The following is a 20728-nucleotide window of genomic DNA, read 5'->3' as shown; positions in this document are numbered from 1 at the left end:
GCGTCGTCATACGATGACGCGCTGCAGGCCCGGAACGCGCATGAGCGCAAGGCTCAGGAGCGTTGCCAGCCCGAAGCACAGGAGGGTCAGGATCCCGACCCTCCAGATTTCATCGTTGCCTAGGACGGGTGCGAGCAGCCAGAGGAAAAAGACGTGGCTTGCGTAGACAGTCAGGCTGATCCGGCCAGACCACGCGAGCCGATCCACAAACTGTGAACGCGGTATCTGGCGCACCCCGAGAAAACACGTCAGGCCGACCAGATAGGTGGCGATGGTGAAGTCGTGGCTGATGAAAACGGCTGCATTTGAAACGCGGTAGATCATCCATTCCTCCAGGATGAGGCCAATGTAGGAGAGACAGATCGCCGGGACCGCCCATCTGCCCAGCCTCCAGTTTCCGACCTTGGCGCAGAGGCCGAGGTAGACGAACAGCGGTGCTATGAACAGGCCTCCGCGTTGAGGACTGCCTGGCATGTGAAGCACATTGTGATAGCTGCTGAAAATCACGCCAATGGCTGCAAGGACGACGCATAGGGCGCCCGTGGCCCTGATGCCGATGAGGCTCGTCCCCGCCGATACCAGCACCAGCGCAAGTCCCAGTGCCGGCAGAAACCAGAGGTGGAAAGCGGTGCCTCCAGAGATCAGGTCGCGCGGGCCGAATGACCATTGCTGGATCGGACAGATTTGCAGGAAGACGAAGTAGGCGAACATCCAGAACAGGTAGATCGGCAGCAGGCGTTTCAGCGGCTTGAAGACCACCGATAGATCGAGCCTCGCCAAGGGTTTCAGGAAATAGCCGCTGGTGATGAGGAAGAACGGCACCGAAACGCGACAGGCGATGGCGACGAGTGCTGCCCATGCGGGGTGAGGCGGATGCTGCGCCGGAGGCAGGCAATGCAGCAGAACGATAACGAACGAGAACACATAGCGCATCGCATCTATGGAGGTGTTGCGGTCTGGCCTGGCGAGTAGGATTTCGTCGGCCATCGGCAAATCTCCTCGAGGATGGGCAGGTCGTCTTCGTTTGCGTGCCGCTCGAGTGCAAGCGTCATTGTCAGGTTTTGGTGAACTCTCGATGTCCGACTGATTGTCTGCCCGCGAATTTGTGCCGAAAGGGGGCAAAATCACGCTGCGTTCGCCGGCTGCTCCCGAGCGGAAAGGCGGTCGCCAACGTGACGGACGTGCAGACACTTGGGGCGAACCAACCCTTTGCCCTCCGTAGAAAACTGCCTATATCGCACACATGTTGATCCGCACCGTCGTCCGCCTTTTCGAGACATGGCTCGATCCGTTCTATCGCAATGACGAACTGCGGCCGCCGCAGTCGCTTTACGCGTTCATCTGGTACTATGTCCGCCAGGCCAAAGGGCCGTTTCTGGCGATGGCAGTGCTCGGTGGTGCCGTGGCGATGCTCGAGGCGGCGCTGTTCTGGTTCGTCGGCCATCTCGTTGACATCCTCGACACGGTTCCCAAAGGCGATGGCTGGCACGGGCTTCTGTCCGGTCACGGCTGGTCGTTGCTGGGCATGGTTTTCGTCGTGCTCGTCGTGCGTTTCATCGTCGTCAGCCTTGGTGCACTGGTCGAGGAGCAGGTGGTCGTGCCGGGCTTTCTGAACCTGGTTCGCTGGCAGGCCTATGTGCATGTCGCCCGCCAATCGCTGAGCTTCTTCCAGAACGACTTTTCCGGGCGGATCGTCACCAAAGTCTGGTCTGCCGGCCAGTCGACCGGCGATCTCGTGGTGTCGTTGCTGCAGGTGGTGTGGTTCATCATCATCTATGCGGCGTCCACGGTAGCCCTTGTCGGCGGGCTCGACTGGAGGCTGGCGCTGATCGTTGCCGTCTGGATCGGCATGTTCTGCCTGCTGGCACGCTTTTTCGTACCGCGCATCCGTCGCCATGCCCGCGATGCCGCCGAGGCCTCGTCGATGCTCAACGGCCGCATGGTCGATGCCTACGCCAATATCCAGACACTCAAGCTCTTCGGCCGCGAGGACCGCAACGATCTCTATATCCGCGACGGCTTCGACCGCTTCCAGGCGGCGGTCATGCCTTTCACGCGGCTGTTGACCGGGGTGCGCTCGTCGCTCGCCTTGCTGTCGGGTGTGATGATCACCAGCATTGCCGCCTTTGCGATCCAGCTTTGGCTCTCCGGGACAATCACGACGGGCGGGGTGGCCTTTACGCTCAGCATGGTGCTGCGCCTCAACATGTTGTTCGGCCGGATGATGACGCAGTTCAACTCGATCATGCGCAATCTGGGGACCATCCAGAACGCCGCGGAGATGATCTCTCAGCCGATCGGGCTGGTCGACCGGCCGGACGCAAAGGCGCTGGTGGTGTCGCGGCCGGAGATTCGCTTCGAGAAGGTCAGGTTTCATTATGGGCGCGGCAGCGGCGTAATCGAAGATTTCTCGCTGGTCATCAAGCCTGGTGAAAAGGTCGGTATCGTCGGCCGCTCCGGTGCCGGCAAGACGACGCTGGTTAACCTGCTGCTGCGTTTTTACGATCTGGAAGCCGGCAGCATCCTGATCGACGGTCAGGATATTTCCGGCGTCACCCAGGAATCGCTGCGCGCGGCTATAGGCATGGTGACGCAGGATACGGCGCTGCTCAACCGCTCCATCCGCGACAACATCCTGTTTGGTCGGCCTGATGCGGGCGCCGACCTGCTGCTTCAGGCTACCAGGCGGGCCGAGGCGGACACATTCATCGCCGATCTCGAGGACCAGAATGGCCGCAAAGGCTTCTCCGCCCATGTCGGTGAGCGTGGGGTCAAGCTGTCCGGCGGCCAGCGTCAGCGCATCTCCATTGCCAGGGTCATGCTCAAGGATGCGCCGATCCTGGTGCTCGACGAGGCGACCTCGGCACTGGATTCCGAAGTGGAGGCAGCCTTGCAGTCCAATCTGCTGGCGATGATGGAGGGCAAGACGGTTCTGGCAATCGCCCATCGGCTGTCGACGATTGCAGCCCTCGACCGCCTCGTTGTCATCGAGAAGGGGCGGATAATCGAGGATGGCAGCCACGCGGAACTGCTCTCGCGCAACGGCCTCTACGCCGAGCTCTGGGCGAGGCAATCGGGAGGCTTCATTGCCGTCGACGCGGAATAGTCGGGCTAACGGGCGATGGTGAAGTCGGTGATGAGCCCGTAGTGGTTTGACCCCATGGCATCCTCGATCCGACGCACGGATTTCAGCTGCAGCGGCGGCCTCGCAAACACGTGATCGATGGCGATACCTAAGGCGCCGGTCTCGATCGGCCAGGTCGCGGGCTCCGGGAAAACGTGGGCCAGATTGCTGCGGCGGAGAAACGCCTGCATGTCTGGTTCGACCACGGCCGCATTGAAATCGCCGGCGAGCAGCAGCGGTTCGCCGACCGCGTTCAAGTCGTCGGACAGGGCAGCCAGTTCGTCGGCATGGAAGTCGTCGAAATAGGGTTTGCTCAGATGGGCGGAGGCGAAGGCGATCTTCTGGCCATCGATGTCGATGGTCGCCAGAATGAACCGGTTTCTCCACAACCCGCTGAGGCTACCAATCGACTGCGAGAGGAACGGGCGTTTGGACATCAACAGGCTGTCGCAATTGTCCTCCATCACGCCGCAGCCGATGCGGTATGGATAGATGGCAGCCAGTCGCGTCATCTGCGACAGCATCGGCGGCGCCTCGAACATTTCCACGACATCGGCCTTGGAGTTGAGAACGAGATCGGCAATTTTTTCCGAATTGGCGAAATTGTCGCCGTCGATGTTGAAAGACAGCAGCCGGTAGGATGGCTGCGCGTCAGCGGGAGCCGGCGTTTCTGCGCGGGCCTGAAGCAGGACGATCGAATGACCGGTGATGGCGATCGCCACGACCAGCATGGCGATGGCGTACCAGTGGCGACGCACGGCAAGCGCCAGCAGCGCTCCGACAATGCAGGCGATGCCGATGTGGGTCTGCAGGCTCTCGAAGAAGGCGAGGATCCACAGGTGCGTGACATAACGGGCCGCCAGGATGCCGAGAATGCAGGTGGTCACCACCGATATCACGCAGTAGATGGTATCTCTCATGACCCTGGGTAACCTCTGGATGGGCGCTTCTGTGGAGCGACTAGCACGGTGCCCCTGTTGTTGCAACGCAGCAAGTTTGCGATAGTTATTTTTGCAGTGCAACGCGGGGATTTGCTTTGCGAATTCGTCGGCAATTCATGCGGTTACCACAATACCCCAAGCGTAGACGGTTTTGATCTGTCATGCGCCCATAAAACTGTAGTTTTGCCCGCGACATTGTGCCCACCTCCGCTGGCAAGACTGGACATGGCGTTCGATCAAGCTTAGAAACCGGCTGGGGGCGGAGAAAATCTATGGCAGAATTGTGGCCTGGGCGATTCGCCGGAGTTGAAGGATTGCCGCGGCACATCCGCGGTTCTGCGTGAAGAGGAGGGGCCGCGTGAGCGAGAACGACACGAAGAGCGAGACCTTGGGCGAGCCGACGCGGCGCGATTTTCTATATATAGCAGCCGGCATGGCCGGCGTGGTCGGTGCCGTTTCGGCCGTCTGGCCATTTATCGACCAGATGCGGCCGGATCAATCCACACTGGCGCTTGCTTCCGTCGAAATCGATGTTTCCAGCCTTGAGCCCGGCATGTCGTTGACAGTCAAATGGCGTGGCAAACCGGTCTTCATCCGCAACCGGACAGAAAAAGAAATCGCCGAGGCCAATTCCGCCCCGATCGGCGATCTCAAAGATCCGGTCGCGCGCAACGCCAACCTGCCTCCCGAAGAACCAGCTAGTGACGTCGCCCGCTCGGCCGGCAAGGGCAAGGAGAACTGGATCGTGATGATCGGTTCCTGCACCCATCTCGGCTGTGTGCCGCTCGGCACGTCGGGGGAATATGGCGGGTGGTTCTGTCCCTGCCATGGGTCGGTCTATGACACTGCCGGTCGTATCCGGAAGGGTCCCGCACCCATGAACCTCGCCATACCGACGTTCGCATTTACATCCGACAAAGTGATCAAGATCGGTTGAGGGGGATACTGAATCATGAGTGGTCAATCAACCTACGAGCCATCCACCGGACTTGAAAAGTGGATCGACTCGCGGCTTCCTTTGCCGCGTCTGGTCTATGACAGCTTTGTCGCCTATCCGGTGCCGCGCAACCTGAACTATGCCTATACGTTCGGCGCTATGCTGGCTGTCATGCTGGTGCTGCAGATCCTGACAGGCGTGGTTCTGGCGATGCATTACGCCGCCGAGACGACCGTGGCGTTCAATTCCGTCGAAAAGATCATGCGTGACGTCAACCATGGCTGGCTGCTGCGCTACATGCATGCCAACGGTGCCTCGTTCTTCTTTGTCGCTGTCTACCTGCACATCGCTCGAGGGCTGTATTACGGTTCCTACAAGGCACCGCGCGAGGTTCTCTGGATCCTTGGCGTCATCATCTACCTGCTGATGATGGCGGCCGGGTTCATGGGCTATGTGCTTCCCTGGGGCCAGATGTCGTTCTGGGGCGCGACCGTGATCACCGGCTTTTTCTCTGCGCTGCCCTACGTCGGTGAATGGGTCCAACAATTCCTGCTTGGCGGCTTTGCCGTCGACAATCCGACGCTGAACCGCTTCTTCTCGCTGCACTACCTGCTGCCGTTCATGATCGCCGGCGTCGTCGTGCTGCACATCTGGGCGCTGCATGTGGCGGGCCAGACGAACCCGACCGGCGTCGAGATCAAGACCAAGACGGATACGGTGCGCTTCACGCCCTATGCGACGATGAAGGATGCGCTCGGTGTATCCGTGTTCCTGCTGGTCTACGCCTACTTCGTCTTCTACCTGCCGAACTATCTTGGCCACGCCGACAACTACATTCCTGCCGATCCGCTGAAAACGCCGGCGCATATCGTGCCTGAATGGTATTTCCTGCCGTTCTACGCGATGCTGCGCTCGATTACCTTCAACATCGGGCCCATCGACTCGAAGCTGGCCGGCGTGCTCACCATGTTCGGCGCGATCCTGGTGCTGTTTTTCGTGCCGTGGCTCGATACGTCGAAGGTTCGCTCGGCTGTCTACCGTCCCTGGTACAAGGTGTGCTTCTGGCTGTTCGTCGCCAACGCAATCTTCCTCGGTTGGCTCGGAGCTATGCCGGCGGAGGGGACCGGGCTTTTCGGCCTCTTGTTCCATGGCGACCTCAGGGGCAATTACGTCGCCTACTCGCAGTTCGGGACACTCTTCTACTACGGCTTCTTCCTGGTGATCATGCCGGTCCTCGGCCTGGTCGAGACACCGCGACGAATACCGAACTCGATCACCGAGGCGGTACTCGAGAAGCAGAACCGCAAGTCCGCTCCAGCGGTCGTGGTCGGGGCATGAGCGTGGCGATGGGGAAGACGATGATGAGCAAGTTTGCTGCCGGCTTTCTGACGCTGGCACTCCTCGCCGGCGCAGGCACGGCGCTTCATGCCGAGGACACCAAGCCGCCCGCCGAGGCAACACCGGTCTATCCGCTCAAGGAGCCGCGGGAGCAAAAATGGACGTTCGCCGGTCCCTTCGGCTACTACGACAAGGCGCAGCTGCAGCGTGGGCTTAAGGTCTATGCCGAGGTCTGTTCCGCCTGCCATTCGATGAGCCTCGTGCCGTTTCGCACGCTCAGCGATCTCGGCTATTCGGAGGCGCAGATTAAGACCTTCGCCGCCAACTACGAGACGCAGGACGGACCGAACGCGCAAGGGGAGATGTACACCCGGAAGGCTGTTCCATCCGACCATTTCCCGTCGCCTTTTCCCAACAAGGAAGCGGCTGAGGCTGCCAACCACGGTGCCGCACCGCCGGACTTCTCGCTGCTTGCCAAGGCGCGTGAGGTCGAGCGCGGCTTCCCGGGGTTCGTCTTCGATATTTTCACGCAGTATCAGGAGAGCGGGCCGGATTACATATACTCGCTGCTGACAGGCTACGAGGAACCGCCGGCCGGTTTCCAGGTGCCGCCGAACGGGCACTACAATCCGTACTTCCATGCGGCAGCCGTGCTGGCTATGCCGAAGCCGCTGTCGGATGGCCAGGTGACCTATGACGACGGATCGCCCCAGACGGTCGACCAGTACGCCCGCGATGTCTCTTCCTTCCTGATGTGGGCCGCCGAGCCGCATCTGGAGGAGCGCAAGCACACCGGCTTCATGGTCATGGTGTTCCTGCTGATCTTCACCGTCCTGATCTATCTGGTAAAGCGGTCGGTCTACGCCAAGACCGAGCACTAAGAAGGACAATAGGTTTAAGACGATGCCGCCTCGGGCGGCCTCGTCATTGCTAGGTTCGAAGCTGTCTCTGCTTGCGCAATGACGATTACGCTTTCGGCTGGACATGGCTGGCTGCTCCACCCTATTGGTGGCTTTTTGCAACGAACAGCAGCAGGCTCCTTCGCCAATGACAACCCGTGACAATGAACTTATCCGATCGATCCGCTCCATTCCGGATTATCCTAAGCCCGGCATCATGTTCCGCGATATCACTACGCTGCTCGGCAATCCCCGGGCTTTCCGGCGTGCCGTCGATGAACTTGTGCAGATCTGTGCCGGCATGAAGATCGACAAGGTCGCCGGCATGGAAGCGCGTGGCTTCATTCTCGGCGGCGCTGTGGCTCACCAGCTGTCTGCCGGCTTCATCCCTATCCGCAAGAAGGGCAAGCTGCCCCATGAAACAGTCAGCATCGCCTACAGCCTGGAATACGGCCTCGACGAAATGGAGATGCACCGCGATGCGGTCATGCCCGGCGAACAGGTGATCCTTATCGACGACCTCATCGCCACCGGCGGCACCGCTGTCGGCGCGACGCAGTTGCTGCGGCAGATGGGCGCTGAGGTGGTGGCTGCCTGCTTCGTCATCGACCTGCCGGATCTCGGTGGTCGCCGGAAGCTCGAAGCGCTGGATGTGGCCGTGCACACGCTGGTGGAATTCTCGGGCCACTAGCCGGTTCCCGAGCCATCGAGAGCGGCGTCACTCGAATTCGAGGACGCTACTTTCGAAACGGAGAACCGGGATGCCGTCCTGGTTCCCGCCCTCGCAGAGGATGGTGTTGATGATCCATCCCGGGCGCGAGGCGAGGCTGCGGCTCGACAACAGCGTCACCGAATAGCGCACCGTGTCGCCGGCAAAGATCGGTCGCAGCCATTGCAGGTTCTTGAAGCCGGGCGAGGGGCCGAGTTTCGGCGTTTTCAGCCCTTGGCCTTCGAGGCGGGCGGTTTCTTCGTTCCAGAAGGCGACGAAGGTCTTCATCCAGGCCGAGCAGCTGTGCCAGCCAGAGGCGCAGAGGCCGCCGAACAGCGATTGTCTCGCCGCTTCCGGATCGACGTGGAAAGGCTGAGGGTCAAAGCGCGTCGCATAGGCGACGATGCGATCCGCGTCGAAGGTATAGGTGCCGATATCGACCTTGAGGCCGATGGCATAGGTCTCCGCCATGGTCATGCCGGACCCCGTGCCGCAGTCTCGATGCGGAACATGATGGAGTTTTCCCCGAGGCTGACGATCTCGCCGCGTTGGTTCTCCACCTCGTGACGGAATTTGACGATACCGATCCCCGGGCGGGACCGCATGGGACGGGACTGGAGTACCGTGGAACGACCGGACAGCGTATCGCCGGCGAGGACCGGCTTGCGCCATTCCATGAGGTCGATGCCCGGCGAGCCTTCGGAAAGCGAACGGCACAGGAAGCTGTCGAACATCATCCGCATGAACATCGACGAGGTATGCCAGCCCGACGCTGCAAGGCCTCCGAGGATGCTGGCGCGGCCGGCTTCCTCGTCAAGATGCATCGGCTGCGGATCGAATTCCTGCGCGAATGCGATGATTTCCGCCGACGCCACCGCCATCGGGCCGAGCGGAAAGCTGCGGCCGACGGTGAAATCTTCGAATGCAAGTCTCTCGTCAGCCATCGCGGTCTCCTCTCGTTTCGCGCGATACGGCTTGCGCCGGATCAGGTGTTGAAGCGGAAGTGGATGACGTCGCCGTCCTGGACCACGTATTCCTTGCCTTCGTCGCGGCCCTTGCCAGCTTCCTTGGCGCCGACTTCACCCTTGAAGTTGATGTAGTCGTCGTAGCTGATGGTGAAGGCGCGGATGAAGCCGCGTTCGAAATCGGTGTGGATGACGCCGGCCGCTGCCGGTGCCTTCGTGCCACGCGCAATCGTCCAGGCGCGCGTTTCCTTGGGGCCGACGGTGAAGTAGGTGATGAGGTCGAGCAAGCTGTAGCCGGCGCGGATCAGGCGGTCGAGACCGGCTTCCTCTAGACCGAGGGCCTCCAGAAACTCCTTGGATTCCTCATCCGGCAGCTGCGCCACTTCGGATTCGATGGCAGCCGAGATGATGACGCATTGCGACCCTTGCGCCTTGGCCATTTCTTCCACGGCCTTAGTATGAGCGTTGCCGCTGACCGCATCGCTTTCGGCGACGTTGCAGACGTAGAGCACCGGGTGCGACGTCAGCAGGTTCAGCCCCTTCAGGATCTCCAGCTCTTCGGCGTCGAGTTTCGGCAGCAGGGTGCGGACCGGCTTGCCTTCGTTGAGGAGCGCGAGCGACGCGTCCATCATCGGCAACAGCGTCATCGATTCCTTGTCGTTGCTCTTGGCGCGCTTGCGAGTCTGCTCGGTGCGGCGCTCCAGGCTCTCGAGATCGGCCAGCATCAGTTCCGTGTCAATTGTCTCGGCATCGCCGACCGGATTGATGCGGCCTTCGACGTGGGTGATGTCGTCGTCTTCGAAGCAGCGCAGCACGTGCACGACAGCATCGACTTCGCGGATATTGGCGAGGAACTTGTTGCCGAGGCCTTCGCCCTTGGAGGCTCCGCGCACGAGGCCTGCGATGTCGACGAAGGAAATGCGGGTCGGGATGATTTCCTTCGAGCCCGCAATACCGGCCAGCTTCTGCATGCGCGGATCCGGCACGGCGACTTCGCCGGTGTTCGGTTCGATGGTACAGAACGGATAGTTGGCCGCCTGAGCCTGCGCCGTCTTGGTCAGCGCATTGAAGAGTGTGGACTTACCGACATTCGGAAGGCCGACGATACCGCATTTGAAGCCCATGGCTGTGACACCTGATTTACTGGAAATGTTCTGTGCGTATGAGATAAAGGAGCAGGGCGGTCAAGCCTTTCGGCACCTGCAGGGCCGTTGTCTTGAAGGTATGGCGGATTTGCCCTACAATCCGCGACGAGGCGATGGGATTGAAAGGCGGCGCGATAACGTCAAAAGGCCGGTCGATTCTATCGGGGGCGCTATGGTTTGCCCATCGGCCGCGCTGGTTATCGAGCAGGGGCCTCAGCTTGTAAGACACGCATGTTCGTTCTTGAACATTGTCCGCTTGAACACAGCCTGTCGCAGCGCAATATAAGGCCAAGTCGAGCCCAGCAGAGCTCCGGCGTCTTCAGGAGACGGATTTTCCATGAGTGCCAGCAGTACAAACCTCAAACCCAAGACCGTGACCAAGCCTAAGCTTGAGCAGCCCAAGATGTACAAGGTCATCCTGATCAACGACGATTTTACGCCGCGCGACTTCGTCATCATGGTGCTGAAGGCCGTGTTCCGCATGAGCGAGGAAACCGGAGCGAGGATGATGATGACAGCCCATCAACTGGGTTCCTGCGTCATCGTCGTATGCGCCAAGGACATTGCCGAGACCAAGGCCAAGGAAGCCACCGACTACGGCAAGGAAGCCGGATTCCCGCTGATGTTCACCACCGAGCCGGAGGAATAGGCGGGGAGAGCATTGTTGCCTGGGAGGCTATCCTCTTTTGACGTTCAATCGTTGCGGATCTGGAAGCCGGCCTTGTTCTGGGTGAAACCGCAGCTTTCATAGAAGCGATGTATATGTTCGCGCTGCCGCTCTGTCAGCAGCATCACCTTGTAACAGCCGGCGGTAAAGGCGACATCAATGGCGTGCAGCATAACAGTGCGCCCATAGCCTTTGCTGCGTTGCTCCTCCAGCGTCACGACATTTTCGATGAGAGCGTAAGGTCGAGTTCCACGGGTAAGGTTGGGGATGATCAGAAGCGTTGCCGTGGACACCGGTCGATGGTCGGCGGTCCCGAGAAAGACACGGAGGCCCGGCTGCGCCAGCATTTCTGCGTAAGCGGTCTGCGCCGCATCCGCCGTCGGTTCGGGATCGGCGGGGTTTAGTTGCCGGTAGAGGTCGAGAAGCTGGTCAAGGTCCGAAGCTTCGGCCTGGCGTACGGCAAACCCTGCTTCCCCGCTGCCGGTCATTGGTCGCCGTCCTTACCGCCAAACAACTTCTTCAGCATGTCCGCCATCGGTCCTGTGGTCGGCAGGGCCTTGGGCTGGTTGAAATTGCGTGCAGCGCGGATGTGCGACTGGCCTGGTGGCTTTCCCGATGCGGCCAGCTTCGGTGCCTTTTCTTCCGACGACTTGTCGCCGACAGCGAGCGCCAGCTTGTTCATCAACTGCGAGTCCTCGTTGCGGACAAGCATGTCGGCGTGGTCGGCCAGCGTTTCGAGCAGAGGCTCGAGCCAGGTCTTGTCGGACTTGGCGAAGTCGCCGAGCACGTAGCTCTGTACCAGGTCCTTGACGCCGGGATGGCCGATGCCGAGGCGAAGGCGGCGATATTCCCGGCCGGCATGGGCGTCTATCGACTTGATGCCGTTGTGTCCGCCATGGCCGCCGCCCGTCTTCAGCCGTGCGCGGCCCGGAACGAGATCGAGTTCATCGTAGATGACGACGAGATCCGAAGGCTGCAGCTTGTAAAAGCGCATCGCCTCCGCGACGGACTCGCCCGACAGGTTCATGAATGTTTGCGGCTTGATCAGCAGTACCTTCTGGCCATCGAGTTCACCTTCGGCAATGACGGCCTTGAACTTCTTCGTCCAGGGCGAGAAGCTGTGGCGACGGTGGATGGCATCGACGGCCAGGAAGCCGATGTTGTGGCGATTGGCTTTGTACTGGGGGCCGGGATTGCCGAGGCCGGCGATAAGAAGCATGGCTGTCGTCCTTTCGCAGATGACGGAGCCGTTCATCGACGCGAATGGGTCGTCAAGTCAAGACGGATTTTCTGACGGGTGAGGGGGCCAAGCGTCAGTTTTCGAGCGCCATGCCGTATTGCTCGAAGAGTTGCTTCTGCGTTCCGTCGGCGATCAGTGCGGTCAAGGCAACCTGCATCTTCTGGCGCAAATCCTCCGGAAAATCCTTGTGGCAGGCGATGCCAATCACCTGGCGCGATAAGAGGACGACGCGCTCCAGCGGCTTGCCCTCCTTGATCAGCTTGTCCATGTAGGGTTCCGATAGCGGCATCATGTCGATGCGGTCGTTCATCAGTTTTTTCAGCGTCGCCGACATGGTGGTGGCAACGTCGATCTTCGGGAAATCGAGATTGCGCAGCAGGGTCTCCGTATAGTCCTCGCGCCAGGTGCCGACGGAAAACTGCCTTGCTTGCTCGAGGGTTGCAGCGTTCACCGCGGTGCCGGTATGCTTGACGAGGAAATTGCGGTCGATCAGCAGTGGCTCCACCCATTTGAACAGGGCATCGCGCTCCGTTGTATGGGCAGTTGCAAATACGCAGTTCATCGGTGTCGTGCGGGCTTGTGAATAGGCGCGAGCCCAAGGGACGACGTCGATGGTAAAGTCGTTCAATCCGCGCATCAGCAGCTTGATCTGGTCGACGGCAGCGCCCTTGATGTCGCTTCCTTCGCGGTAGCTGAAGGGCGGATATTCTTCGGTCACGAAGGATACGGTCTGCGCCTCGGCCGTGACGGTGAGATGGGAGGCGATCAGGAGAGGCAAAAGCATTTTGATCATGGGCTTCTCCCGCGCGAGGTTCAGGATGCGATGGCCATGCTGCTGCGACCGCCGGGCATGCGGCCTGCCAGCGTTTCCATCAGCGCATCCGGATGCTGTGGCCTGTGGAAGAGATAGCCCTGGCCATAGTCGATACCCATGGCGATCAGCGTCGCGCACTCGTCCTCGGTCTCTATGCCTTCTGCGATCACCGTACAGTTCATCTTGTGCGACAGGGTCGTGATGCTTTCGACCAGCATCCGGCTCTTGCGACGGACGTCCGGAGACGCGTCGTTGATGGCCTTGGTGAACGACTGGTCGATTTTGATGATGTCGACTGGAAAGCGGTTGATGTAGCTCAGCGACGAATAGCCCGTCCCGAAATCGTCCAGTGCGATGCGACATCCGAAACTGCAGATCTCATTGATGATGTTGCGGACCTCGGGATTGTCGTCCATCAGGACCGCCTCGGTGATCTCGATGACGATCCGCTGCGGCTTGATTTCGTGGCGCATGAGTAAACCGGCGATCAGGGCCGGCAGTGCCGGCTCGAACTGCAGCGGCGAGAAGTTGATCGCGAGATAGACATCCTGCATCCCGTCGAGCTTGGAGATGCGGGCGAGGTTGGCGATGGCTTTTTCCATGATCCGCGTTCCGATGCGGATGATGGATCCCGTTTCCTCGGCGATATCGATGATCGGCTTTGGCGGCAGGATGCCCTTCTGCGGATGATGCAGGCGCATGAGCGCCTCGAAGCCGGCGATCGCGCGATCCTCGATGTTGACGATCGGCTGCAGGTAAGCCTCGAACCAGTCTTCGGTCAGCCCAGTCTCGATGAAGGTTTCGACCTCGGCGCGGCCACGTGCGTCGTCCAGCATGCTGTTGTCGAAGATCTGCGCGCCATTTTTGCCCTCGCGTTTCTTGGCATACATGGCCATGTCGGACTTCTGCAGCAATTCGGAGGCGTTGGCAGCGTGGCGCGGATAGATAGCGATACCGATGCTGGCGCTCAGGCGGGCGTCGCCGACGAACGGGGCTGCGAAGATCTCTGCGACGCTGGCTGCCATGGCGAGTGCCTTTTCTTCCGCGTCTTCGGACAAGATCAGAATTGCAAATTCGTCTCCGCCGAGGCGGGCTGCGATGTCACCCGGCGATAGGTGGGCCTGCAGGCGCGCGACAAGTTCGCACAGTGCTGCATCGCCGGCAGCGTGGCCGAGATTGTCGTTGATCCACTTGAAACGGTCAAGATCGATAAACAGGCAGGCGAGTTCCCGGTGACGCAGGTCTGCCTCGTTGATCTTGGCATCGAGCGCGGTCTCGAAACCCTGGCGGTTCAGGAGGCCGGTCAGGTGATCGGTGATCGCCTGGCGCAGATTGCGGTCTTCGGATTGCTTGAGTTCGGTGACATCCGTCATGACCGACAGCGACCGTCCGCCCTTGACGGCTGTCGATTCCAGGATGAGCAGGTCCATGATCCGGCCGTCGATACAGGGGAACTTGACCGTCACCTCGATCTGCGGTGCGGCCCGGCCGTGTTGCTGCTTTCGCTGAATGTATTTCTCGCGGGACTGTTCCATCAGCAGGCTGGCGAAGGGGCGGCCGAGCACCTGCTCCCGTCGGTAGCCTGTCGCGGCCAGCCAGTAATCACTGACGGCGGAAATGCAATCGTTCTCGTCGAGGGAGAACAGCATGGCGGGCGTGAGGTTGTAGGTATCGGTTGCGCCGCGATGGGCGAGCTTCAGCTCCGTCTCCTCGCGCTCCAGCTTGATCTGCATCTCGTTGAAGCTGCGCGCCAGCCGACCCATTTCGTCGTTCGACTGCCAGTCGACGTGGTGGCGGGAGCCGAGCTGGCGTGTCGCCTCGATGGCATGGGCGAGCCGCATCAGCGGCTGGATGACAAATATCCGGTTACCGATCAGGGCTGTTCCGAAAACGGTCAGTACGGCGAAGATGAAAATCGAGATGAAGACGATCTCTTCGTGCTTCAGTCCGTCGAAGATGCCGAGTTGCGGGTAGAGAACGGTGATGGTGCCGAGCGTCTTCTTGCCGTCCACCGTGTTGTAGGTGATGGCGCGCGAGATCGATTCCAGCTTGCCGTCGAAGGATTTGGGAATGGTCGACTGGGTGATGTCCAACTGGCCGGATGTATCGCGGACATTGACCTGGACCTGCTCGCCCTCGGAGACAGTGGTGGCGCTGACCTGGGTGATGGTATCCTCGTCCAGATCCCAGAGGGGCTTGGCAAGCGCCTGTGCATTGGCGGCCAGCAAGACCGTGATGTGATCGCGGATTTCCTTCTCGGCGCGTTCCGACGAGAGAAACAGGAACAGCACGAACAGCGGTGCGACAAAGACCAGAAGGGCGCCGCAGACGATCGCAAAAAACCTGTTTTCGACGGAATTGTTCATCGCGTCCGAATCTTCCCCTGGTTGAAGGTGGCGCTCGAGCGATGTCGATCGGACGGCTGCAACTCTGTGGCGTAAAGTTTCACAGATTTGTTAAGGGTTGCTGAAACGGCGGGGTTAACGGTGTGGTACTGCGGTGCCCGAGGCCAATGGTCCCAACTTGGTTGCAGGCACGAAAAAACCCGCCGTCCGTTGAGGATGGCGGGTTCTGATCTCTTCGACGTTTTCGGAAAAGCTTACTCTTCCGAAGTGCCTTCTTCTTCTGTCGTTTCGTCTTCAACGACGTCGACTACCGGCGGAACGATCGTGGCAATCGTGAAGTCACGATCGGTGATCACAGGCTGTACATCTTTCGGCAGTGTAACGTCCGAAATGTGGATGCTGTCGCCGATCTTCAGGCCGGTCAGGTCGACCGAGAAGGATTCCGGGATCTTGTCGGCAGGGCAGGTGACTTCAACGGCGTGGCGAACGATGTTGAGAACGCCGCCGACCTTGATGCCAGGGGCCTTGTCGTCGTTGAGGAAGTGAACCGGGATTTCAACGGTCACCTGGGTGTTGCCGGAGACGCGCAGAAAATCGACGTGCAGAACGAAGTCACGGACCGGGTCGAGCTGGTAGTCCTTCGGCAGGACGCGGTAGGACTTGCCGTCGACTTCGACCGTTACGATCGTTGTCAGGAAGCCACCGGCGTGAACGCGCTTGGTGACTTCATTGGTGTTCAAGGTGATGGAAACGGGAGCCTGCTTGTCGCCATAGATGACAGCAGGAATGAGACCTTTGCGGCGAAGTTCACGGGCGGACCCCTTACCGACCCGTTCGCGTGCGTCGGCCTTGAGCTGATAGCTTTGGTTGCTCATGGCAATTCCTTTCAAGATTACTGGAGAGTCTTGGCCTTTGCGGTGAACCGCGTGGCAAGACCGGAGGACGGCCGAAACCGGCCCCATCCGCATTGCCTCCAAGGGTGTCTGCGCGGACGCGTGGCGTATAGGGCAAAAGACTGTAAAACGCAAGACTACCGGCCGCATCGCGACGGAAACGCGATATTAACGCCGAAAAGCGGTTTGGCCTCGTCTTCTGGAGACGGGAATGTCAGGCTATTTGCGCCGGGTATTCTACGGAAAATCGGTTGCGGTTTCTCCGACATGCGAGACTTGGGCATTTACCGAAGTGCGGAACCGATCCGCGTCGCATGGATAATATCGGAGGCGGTCGGGTTTCGGCGGATCGACGGTTGACAGGTTGTAGCGTCGTCTTTCACAGTCGCCCGGTGCAACGGCATAGGGAGAGTTGTTATGCGTTACCGGACCATCGCTGCTGCAATCGTTCTGACAACCGGTCTTTCAGGCGCATCTTACGGCGCCGAGGTGAACGAGCAGGGTGCCAAGGATCTGCGTAACTCGCTCAGCGCGTTCCTGCCCCACGATATCGCCAGCACTTTCCTCTCCGTCAAGCCGATAGGCAATCGTTACGAGGTTACCTACGACCTCACGAAGTTGCTCGACCGGTTTCCTTCCCCTGATTTCACGATTTCCGGCCTTAAGCCGCTCACGATGTTCGCGGCGCCTGCGGAGAAGGGCTTGTGGAACATCGATGGCGACAATTCCCTCGATATTTCCGCTCATTCCAAGCTGGGCGACGGGCCGGCGACCGATATCCAATATCAGATGGGGTCGATGGTCTATAGCGGGGTGTTCGATCCTGCGATCAGCTACATGCGCTCGCTGGATGCGACGGCGAGGGACTTCAGAATGTCCTCGATCTCAGGGGCTCAAAAGGTCGAGGCTGGCGCTGCCGGCATGACCTACAAGTTCTCGTCCATCGATACGGCCAGGCCGGGCACCGTCGATATGCTCGCCAGCGGTGCGATGCCCAGCTTTTACGAGAAGATCGCCGGCCAGGCCTCGGGCAATGCCGAGATCAAGGCGGACAATATGACATTCGACGCCAAGGCGACCGGCGTACCGATCAATGCATTGCGCGATCTCATCCGCTTTGTTTTCGAACACGCCGAAGCCAAGAAGCTGTCGAAGCGCGGTGGCGAAAAATTCCAGAAGCTGGTGCGCAATGCGCTGCCGCTGTTCGGCTCGCTCGAGGAAACCGCCGTCGCCAGCAATCTCTCGGTACTGACCGATGTCGGGACGGCGTCGCTGGACAAGCTCACCTACTCCTTCAAGATGAACGGCCTGACCGAAGCGTCCAGCATCGGCTTCGGGCTGAGGGCGGAAAAGCTGAAGCTTGCTTCCGGCCTGGTGCCAGAGGGCTACGAGGCGCTGGTGCCCGACACGACCGTGGTGGAAGTCGGTATCCCCGACATGAACTTCGCGGCGGCTGCCGACATACTGCTGAACACCGATTTCTCGACGCCGGAGGGCCTGTCCACTGAAAGCGGCCGGAAGATCGGCAGTGCCATCTTTCCAAACGACAAGCTGACGATCGACTTTCCCGAGATCAGCGCGGTTTCCAGCGTTTATGATATCGCTGTCTCCGGCAAGGTTGTCTCCAACCTCCAGCAAACCAATCGCTACGCGTTGCAGATGAGCGTGCTTTCCCGCGACTACGACAAGACTATCGCCTTCGTCCAGAATGCCGCAAAGACCGACGCTGAGCTTAACCAGATCTCCTTTGGGATGATGATGGCGAAGGGATTTGCCAAGACCGATCCGGACGGCCGGCAGCGCTGGGATGTGACTGTGACCGAGGATGGCGCCTTCACCGTCAATGGCCAGGTAATCACCCCGGCAAAGTGACGACGCCTTTTCGAGGAGCTGCCCTTCACGTGCCGATACCAAGGGCAAGCTGCACTTAGGCATTGCGCTTGCCGGCGTTTCGCGCGAAGATTTCAGCTTCGAAGCCTTGGGAGGGGCGCATGCACAATGAGATGGCTCATGCGGAGCGGGTCTACGCCAGCGCGCAGCTTAAATCGGCTGCGGCGAGTTCACCGATCATAGCCTCCTGGCACCGCTGCATGTCGATGTATCAGCTGGCGCCGGAGCAGAACCGCGCACCGCTGCGCCTGACGGATGAGGAGTTCCGGCTGGCAAGGGAGCAATCGGCACAACTCATCGTCGAAGCGACCGACGAGCTCGACCGCCTGTTCCTGACGGTCGGCAAGGCCGGCTGCTGCCTGCTTCTCACCGACAGCAAGGGCGTTGCGCTGGAGCGGCGCGGAACCGGCAGCGAGGACAAGGATTTTCGCAGCCTCGGGCTTTGGCCTGGCGCCGTCTGGAGCGAGGCCAGCGCCGGGACCAACGGCATCGGTACAGCACTGGCCGACGAGCGTTCGGTGACTATCTATCGCGACCAGCATTTTCTCTCTTCGAACATCAATCTCAGCTGCACGTCTGCGCCGATCCGCGACCATCGTGGGCAGCTGACGGCCGCGCTCGATATTTCGACCTGCCGCGAGGACGTCAACGAAATGGCGCTGGCCATCCTGTCGCAGGCGGTGCGCGATGCCGCGCTTCGCATCGAGACCAATCTCTTCCGCAGCGCTTTTCGCGGCTCCCGAATTGTCATGGTTCCAAGCGGCAGCAATCCGGCGGCAGCGCTTCTGGCCGTCGACAAGGACGACCTCATTCTCGGCGCCACCCGCGCTGCAAGGCTGGCGCTCAAACTCGACGATGCCCGGATAAAGGCTGGACTGCCGGCATCCGATGCCTTGCACGAGGATCGCAGTGACGATGGCGCAGACCTCATGGAGGCCGAACGCGCAGCCCTGCGCCGCGTGCTGTCGCGCAACCACGGCAACGTTTCCCAGGCAGCCCAGCAGCTCGGCATCAGTCGCGCGACGATGCACCGCAAGATGAAGAAGCTCGCGCTTCACTGACATTTCAGTCGGAGCTGACGATGGGCAATACGGCTCGCACGCAGTCTCATGAGGCTGTGTGGACCGAGCCGACCGGGTAGATGTTGCCTATCGTGTGATCGTTTGCCTGTCGCATAGGCATCATCTTGTCTCACAAGTGAAACACTGTGCACTGCGGCATTGATTGCCGGCTCTACCTCAGGCGCCTTTCCGGGTGCAGGTTCCTCCCATCGATCCGCAGGATCAGTTCACCCAGGGAGAATGACATGCTGCATCAGAAAATCGTCGAGTCGCCGTTCAAGCTGAAATACGGCAACTACATCGGTGGCCAGTGGCGCGAGCCGATCTCCGGAAAATACTTCGACAACACCACCCCCGTGACCGGCGGCAAACTCTGCGAAATTCCTCGCTCCGACGAGAAGGACATCAACGCTGCCCTCGACGCCGCCCATGCCGCCAAGGATAGCTGGGGCAAGACGTCCACCACGGAGCGCTCGAACATCCTGATGAAGGTGGCGCAGCGTATGGAGGACAATCTAGAGCTGCTCGCCAAGGCCGAGACTTGGGATAACGGCAAGCCGATCCGCGAAACCATGGCGGCCGACATTCCGCTGGCAATCGACCACTTCCGCTATTTCGCGGCCTGCATCCGTGCCCAGGAAGGCTCGATCGGCGAAATCGACCACGACACGGTCGCCTACCATTTTCATGAACCGCTCGGTGTCGTCGGCCAGATCATTCCATGGAATTTTCCGATCCTGATGGCCGCGTGGAAGCTCGCGCCGGCGCTTGCTGCCGGCAATTGCGTGGTCATCAAGCCTGCCGAACAGACGCCGGCGTCCCTGCTGATCTGGGCCGAACTGGTCGGCGACCTGTTTCCTGCCGGCGTTCTCAACATCGTCAATGGCTTTGGCCTCGAAGCTGGCAAGCCGCTGGCCACCAGCCCGCGCATCGCCAAGATTGCCTTCACCGGCGAAACCTCGACGGGCCGGCTGATCATGCAGTATGCTAGCCAGAACCTCATCCCCGTGACGCTGGAACTGGGCGGCAAGTCGCCGAACATCTTCTTCGACGACGTCATGTCGCAGGACGACGATTTCCTCGACAAGGCGCTGGAAGGCTTTGCGATGTTCGCGCTCAACCAGGGCGAAGTCTGCACATGCCCCAGCCGGGCGCTGATCCAGGAATCGATCTATGACCGCTTCATGGAAAAGGCCGTCAAGCGCGTCGAGGCGATCAAGCAGGGCAATCCGCTTGACAGCGCCACGATGATCGGCGCGCAGGCCTCCAGCGAGCAGCTGGAAAAGATCCTGGCCTATCTCGACATCGGCCGGCAGGAAGGCGCGGAAGTGCTGACTGGCGGCTCGCGCAACGACCTCGGCGGCGAACTCGCCAACGGTTTCTACGTCAAGCCAACGATCTTCAAGGGCCACAACAAGATGCGGGTGTTCCAGGAAGAGATCTTCGGCCCCGTGGTCTCGGTGACGATGTTCAAGGACGACAAGGAAGCGCTGGAGATCGCCAACGACACCCTTTACGGCCTCGGTGCTGGTGTCTGGAGCCGTGACGCCAACCGTTGCTACCGCTTTGGCCGCGAAATCCAGGCGGGACGTGTCTGGACCAACTGTTACCACGCTTATCCGGCCCATGCGGCATTCGGCGGTTACAAGCAGTCGGGCGTCGGCCGTGAAAACCACAAGATGATGCTCGATCACTACCAGCAGACCAAGAGCATGCTGGTGAGCTACAGCACAAAGGCTCTCGGTTTCTTCTGAGAGCGG

Annotated in this window: 19 protein-coding genes; 9 read left to right on the top strand and 10 right to left on the bottom strand. The window is 60.3% G+C overall.

Annotation, left to right across the window (positions count from 1 at the left end):
- Positions 1-6: 6 nt before the first annotated feature.
- Complete coding sequence (locus J5274_RS15995; protein ID WP_219274674.1) at positions 7-987, bottom strand: acyltransferase; 981 nt, start codon at positions 985-987, stop codon at positions 7-9.
- A gap of 256 nt (positions 988-1243) precedes the next feature.
- Between J5274_RS15995 and J5274_RS15990 the strand changes: the two genes are divergently transcribed.
- Positions 1244-3106 carry an ABC transporter ATP-binding protein gene (locus J5274_RS15990; RefSeq protein WP_142823349.1) on the top strand — a complete coding sequence of 621 codons (1863 nt, stop codon included), beginning with the start codon at positions 1244-1246 and terminating at the stop codon, positions 3104-3106.
- Between the two features lie 5 nt (positions 3107-3111).
- Here the strand turns inward: J5274_RS15990 and J5274_RS15985 are convergent, their stop codons facing one another.
- Positions 3112-4044 carry an endonuclease/exonuclease/phosphatase family protein gene (locus J5274_RS15985; protein WP_219274673.1) on the bottom strand — a complete coding sequence of 311 codons (933 nt, stop codon included), beginning with the start codon at positions 4042-4044 and terminating at the stop codon, positions 3112-3114.
- Positions 4045-4423: 379 nt separating this feature from the next.
- Between J5274_RS15985 and petA the strand changes: the two genes are divergently transcribed.
- From petA to J5274_RS15965, 4 genes are all read left to right on the top strand, one after another.
- A complete protein-coding gene (gene petA / locus J5274_RS15980) occupies positions 4424-5002 on the top strand; it encodes a ubiquinol-cytochrome c reductase iron-sulfur subunit (RefSeq protein WP_142823347.1) in 579 nt (192 codons plus the stop codon).
- Between the two features lie 15 nt (positions 5003-5017).
- The gene (locus J5274_RS15975) at positions 5018-6340 is read left to right on the top strand and encodes a cytochrome b N-terminal domain-containing protein (RefSeq protein WP_142823346.1); all 1323 of its coding nucleotides are present in this window, start codon (positions 5018-5020) and stop codon (positions 6338-6340) included.
- A 23-nt stretch (positions 6341-6363) separates the two neighbouring features.
- Positions 6364-7221: a cytochrome c1 gene (locus tag J5274_RS15970; RefSeq protein WP_142823345.1), complete on the top strand. Its 858-nt coding sequence runs from the start codon at positions 6364-6366 to the stop codon at positions 7219-7221.
- A 166-nt stretch (positions 7222-7387) separates the two neighbouring features.
- A complete protein-coding gene (locus tag J5274_RS15965; RefSeq protein WP_142823344.1) occupies positions 7388-7930 on the top strand; it encodes an adenine phosphoribosyltransferase in 543 nt (180 codons plus the stop codon).
- Between the two features lie 27 nt (positions 7931-7957).
- Here J5274_RS15965 and J5274_RS15960 read toward each other — a convergent pair whose 3' ends face one another.
- The 3 genes from J5274_RS15960 to ychF are packed head-to-tail and all read right to left on the bottom strand — an operon-like array spanning position 7958 to position 10037.
- Positions 7958-8425: a MaoC family dehydratase gene (locus J5274_RS15960; protein ID WP_142823343.1), complete on the bottom strand. Its 468-nt coding sequence runs from the start codon at positions 8423-8425 to the stop codon at positions 7958-7960.
- Positions 8422-8892, bottom strand: coding sequence for a MaoC family dehydratase (locus tag J5274_RS15955; protein ID WP_142823342.1), 471 nt, complete (start codon positions 8890-8892; stop codon positions 8422-8424). The genes J5274_RS15960 and J5274_RS15955 overlap by 4 nt, the downstream gene beginning before the upstream one ends.
- 41 nt (positions 8893-8933) lie before the next feature.
- Positions 8934-10037, bottom strand: a complete 1104-nt coding sequence (gene ychF, locus J5274_RS15950; RefSeq protein WP_142823341.1) for a redox-regulated ATPase YchF — start codon at positions 10035-10037, stop codon at positions 8934-8936.
- Between the two features lie 358 nt (positions 10038-10395).
- Here ychF and clpS point away from each other — a divergent pair, with 358 nt between their 5' ends.
- Positions 10396-10707 carry an ATP-dependent Clp protease adapter ClpS gene (gene clpS, locus J5274_RS15945; protein ID WP_142823340.1) on the top strand — a complete coding sequence of 104 codons (312 nt, stop codon included), beginning with the start codon at positions 10396-10398 and terminating at the stop codon, positions 10705-10707.
- Positions 10708-10751: 44 nt separating this feature from the next.
- Here the strand turns inward: clpS and J5274_RS15940 are convergent, their stop codons facing one another.
- The 5 genes from J5274_RS15940 to J5274_RS15920 form a co-directional block, all read right to left on the bottom strand.
- Positions 10752-11213 (bottom strand): GNAT family N-acetyltransferase, encoded by a 462-nt coding sequence (locus J5274_RS15940; protein ID WP_142823339.1) that lies wholly within the window; start codon positions 11211-11213, stop codon positions 10752-10754.
- Positions 11210-11944, bottom strand: coding sequence for an aminoacyl-tRNA hydrolase (gene pth, locus J5274_RS15935; protein ID WP_142823338.1), 735 nt, complete (start codon positions 11942-11944; stop codon positions 11210-11212). The genes J5274_RS15940 and pth overlap by 4 nt, the downstream gene beginning before the upstream one ends.
- Positions 11945-12038: 94 nt before the next feature.
- On the bottom strand, positions 12039-12755 hold the full coding sequence (locus J5274_RS15930; protein ID WP_374113748.1) for a substrate-binding periplasmic protein: 717 nt from the start codon (positions 12753-12755) through the stop codon (positions 12039-12041).
- 23 nt (positions 12756-12778) lie between these two features.
- Complete coding sequence (locus tag J5274_RS15925; RefSeq protein WP_142823336.1) at positions 12779-15145, bottom strand: bifunctional diguanylate cyclase/phosphodiesterase; 2367 nt, start codon at positions 15143-15145, stop codon at positions 12779-12781.
- A gap of 233 nt (positions 15146-15378) precedes the next feature.
- Positions 15379-15999 (bottom strand): 50S ribosomal protein L25/general stress protein Ctc, encoded by a 621-nt coding sequence (locus J5274_RS15920; RefSeq protein WP_142823335.1) that lies wholly within the window; start codon positions 15997-15999, stop codon positions 15379-15381.
- Between the two features lie 435 nt (positions 16000-16434).
- On the opposite strand from J5274_RS15920, the gene J5274_RS15915 reads away from it, so the two are divergent.
- From J5274_RS15915 to adh, 3 genes are all read left to right on the top strand, one after another.
- Positions 16435-17889 (top strand): hypothetical protein, encoded by a 1455-nt coding sequence (locus J5274_RS15915; protein WP_142823334.1) that lies wholly within the window; start codon positions 16435-16437, stop codon positions 17887-17889.
- A gap of 119 nt (positions 17890-18008) precedes the next feature.
- Positions 18009-18968 carry a helix-turn-helix domain-containing protein gene (locus J5274_RS15910; RefSeq protein ID WP_142823333.1) on the top strand — a complete coding sequence of 320 codons (960 nt, stop codon included), beginning with the start codon at positions 18009-18011 and terminating at the stop codon, positions 18966-18968.
- Positions 18969-19213: 245 nt separating this feature from the next.
- Positions 19214-20722 carry an aldehyde dehydrogenase gene (gene adh / locus J5274_RS15905; RefSeq protein WP_219274672.1) on the top strand — a complete coding sequence of 503 codons (1509 nt, stop codon included), beginning with the start codon at positions 19214-19216 and terminating at the stop codon, positions 20720-20722.
- Positions 20723-20728 lie beyond the last annotated feature (6 nt).

This window comes from Rhizobium sp. L51/94, assembly GCF_019355555.1.
Taxonomy (GTDB): domain Bacteria; phylum Pseudomonadota; class Alphaproteobacteria; order Rhizobiales; family Rhizobiaceae; genus Rhizobium; species Rhizobium rhododendri.
The sequence above is the reverse complement of the archived record's forward strand: the minus strand, read 5'-3'. Positions and strand labels throughout refer to the sequence as shown.